This is a genomic window from Synechococcus sp. R8-2 (genome assembly GCF_047461715.1).
Lineage (GTDB): Bacteria > Cyanobacteriota > Cyanobacteriia > Thermostichales > Thermostichaceae > Thermostichus.
The window spans coordinates 1-3,199 of the sequence record NZ_JANSHQ010000309.1 but is presented as its reverse complement, the minus strand read 5'-3'; the positions used below and the strand labels follow the sequence as shown (position 1 = coordinate 3,199).

Annotated in this window: 1 protein-coding gene and 1 pseudogene; both read left to right on the top strand. The window is 59.3% G+C overall.

The window, feature by feature from the left end; translation table 11 throughout:
- Positions 1-365: 365 nt before the first annotated feature.
- A complete protein-coding gene (locus tag NW819_RS08025; RefSeq protein WP_414413439.1) occupies positions 366-2,723 on the top strand; it encodes a hypothetical protein in 2,358 nt (785 codons plus the stop codon).
- Positions 2,724-2,726: 3 nt separating this feature from the next.
- Positions 2,727-3,199 (top strand): annotated as a pseudogene (locus tag NW819_RS08020) (hypothetical protein); the annotation flags it as partial.

Genomic DNA, 3,199 nt, shown 5'->3' with positions numbered 1-3,199 from the left:
TGCTTCCGAAGTTGGTTTGCTAGGTGTTGCTACTGTGCCCCTTGATTCCTTAACAGGCTGTACTGCTCCATCCCTATGCACGAAGAGGGATGCCGCCGCCCTAATTACTGGGAAGAGACTCCCAGATACTTTGTCCCTCTAATGTCCCTCTAGTAAGAGGTACTGCACCACGAAGCACTCAGTGCCGCCGCAGGCGAACAAGCTGGCGGAGTTCGCAGTTACTGTATCAAGAAGCCGTCATAAAGGGCGGGGCTTGTAACCCAGTTTTCTGGTCAATGTGGCGTTGGCATCTCTTTGTGCTTTATCCTGAGGGGCGATGAGCTAAAGTACAGCAACAACACAGTCCTAAACTGGGAACTTTATTGATGCCTCCGCGCTCCTCTTCCTCCCAGAGTGGCTCTACCCCATTCCCCTTTCTGGAGGGGCGGGGTGCTGCTGACGGTGAGGCTGAGTCGAGCTTGCCGCTGGGACAGCGTCTGCTGCGGGCAGGGCTAATTTCCCAATCCCAGTTGGCTCAGGCCCTGCGAGAGCAACAGCAAAACCACCTCAAGTTGGGAGAAGTGTGTCTCGAGCACGGCTGGCTCACCCCAGCCGCTCTCTACCGCTTCCTGCCCAGCCAGTCTCTTTCTCTGGGAGAGATTTTGGTGGCACTGGGCCACTTGGATTTTGAGCAGTTGCGGGTTGCTCTGGCCCAACAGCGTCGCTACGGGCGGAAATTGGGGGAGATTCTCACCTGGAAAGGCTGGGTACAGCCAGCCATTTTGGATCGCGCCTTGGATGTTCAGGTGCAACTGCAACGGATGGCTTCCCCCAATGCGTGGGAAGCACTGCAGCCTTTTTTGGCTAAGGATCCCGTACCCGAGGTTCAGCTTACCCCCCAAAGAGCGGCAACTCCTGGCCGAGAAGACCCAGCTCAGGATTGGCCTGCACCCGAAGAGGCCAGGAGAGAGAGTACGGTTCAGCCGCCGAGTCTTGAATCTGCGGCTGGGGGAGATTCCATCCCTGGAACATTAGCCGCGGCAGCCTCGGATCCCTTTGCCGATGAGCCTCAACCGGCCACCTTGGCCGACTACCGCAAGCAAGTGGAAGCCTTGCGGCTACAAATCGAGCTCCAGGAACAGGAATGGGATCGGATCCTGGCCAACATGAACCAGCAGATTGCCGATTTTCAAAACCAGTATCAGCAGCGCATTCAAAAACTGGAAGCCACCATTCGTCTCCAGCAGGCGGAGCTCCAGCACCAGGCTACGCTGCAGCAGGATTTGCGGGTTTGGCGGGAACAACTGCAACGTCTAGAAACGGAGCTGGCTCTTGCCCGCGCTGCTGAGCAAAGGGCGCAGCGGCAGTTGCAAACCCAGCGAGATTGCTATCAGTCGGAACTGGAGCAGTTGCAAGAGCAAATCCAGATTCTGCAGAAACGCCAGTTGGACTCGGTGCCCAGCAGCGTTGTGGCTGACCTACGCGCCCAATTGGAGGCAGCGCTTCATCAAATCCAGCAGCTCCGATCGGAGCGGGATCAGCTGCAGGCCCAACTTGCCCAGCAAGCTGCAGAGCCAGAAGCTGCCCCATCCCGGCATCTGGACTCCTTCTGGCCAGAGCAGGTTGCCGCTTTAGAGCAACAGATTTTGGAGCTGAGGGCCTCTTTGCAGATGTGGCAAGAGCGCTACGCCCAGCTACAGCAAGAGCACGAGGCCCAAATGGCGCGGCTTTCCGGCTATGTTCCCCCAGAGCAGGTGGAAAGCTTACAGGCGCAGCTACAACAACTGCAAGCGGAAATAGCACAGCTGATGGCAGCCAACCGTGACTACGAAGCGCACCTTGCTCAACTGGAGGAGCAACTGCAGCAGAGCCAAGCCCTGATCCACCAGCTCAGGGCAGAACGGGCCGAGGCCGACCAGCGCATTGTCCAACTGGAGGGATCCCTGCAAGCCCGCCAAGAAGCCTTGGAGCAAGCTCAACAACAACTGAAAACGATGGGATCCCGCCTCAGCGCCCTTCAACAGCAGCAGGCCAACTTGACGGTGGAACTGCGAGATGCGCGAGAGCTGCTAGCGGCCTACCGACAGAGCTTGGAGACTTTACAGGAGAACCTCAAGATTGAGCAGAATCGCAACCGTCTGCTGCAGGTGAGTTACGAACAGCAAAAGCTGATCGCCGAAGCAGCCCAAGCCCAGTTGAGAGCAGCCAACTTCTCTGGCTCAACCGCCAAAGATGAGCCAGCACGTTCGCGTGAGCGAAACACAGTCCTTACGAGGAGACTGGAGGAACCTGCGACCGATGCCGGGGAGCTTCCCGCCAATCCTGAGGACACGCCGACGGATCCTTTGCTGGCGGAACTCACCCCCTGGGCCAGGCATCTGTTCCAAAACTTGCAGGCAGCGGGCTTGCTGGATCGGCCCCAGATCCAAGACATCCTCAGCCGCTGGCAACAATCAGGGGGCAAGCTGACTGCGGTCATCGGCGAGTGTACCGGCCTGAAGGCAACCACGATCAAGTTCTTTGCGGATGGGGGGTATTCTGCCCGTTTGTCGGGGTGCCGCACGGTGGGAGAGTTCCTCAAGGCTGCCGACTTGTTGGCTGCTGAAGTGCTGGAGTCCTTGCCGCCGATGGATGAATCTTCGCCCCACTGGGGGGATCCCTTGGTGGAGCGGGGGTTATTGCGACCGGAGACGCTGCAGTATTTTCGCAAACATTTCCTGCCAGCTTCTGCCAGCGGATGCTGAGATATGCCAGAACTCCGTCCGAGCGCCGAGACCGTCAAGCGGATGAAGGTCTTGCCTCCACAGCACATTGTCGGGCAGGAGATGGCGGCACGACTGCTTGTGGCGGCCCTGGAGAAGGGGCGGGTGACTTCCAGCTACTGCTTCTTGGGCCCCCAAGGGGTGGGGCGGAAGCTGATGGCCCGTTGGTTTGCCCAGGCCCTCTTGTGCGAATCCAGCTCCGGGATCCCTTGCGGCAAGTGCTCCCACTGCCGTTGGCTGCTGGCGGGCAACCATCCCAATCTCCACTGGGTCAGCCCCACCTACCTGCACCAAGGCCGCCTAATTGCGGCAGACTCCCCGGAGGCGCAAACCTTGCAACGGCGCTCGCCGCCCCAAATTCGCCTGGAGCAGGTGCAGGGGGTATCCCGCTTCTGTGCCCGCAAGCCGATTCGAGCCCAGCGAAAGGGCTCCGCCCCGCGAAAGGACTCCGTCCCGCT

Excerpts from the sequence above, each read along its gene's own strand:
- NW819_RS08025 (WP_414413439.1), top strand. The coding sequence starts at position 366 with ATGCCTCCGCGCTCCTCTTCCTCCCAGAGTGGCTCTACCCCATTCCCC.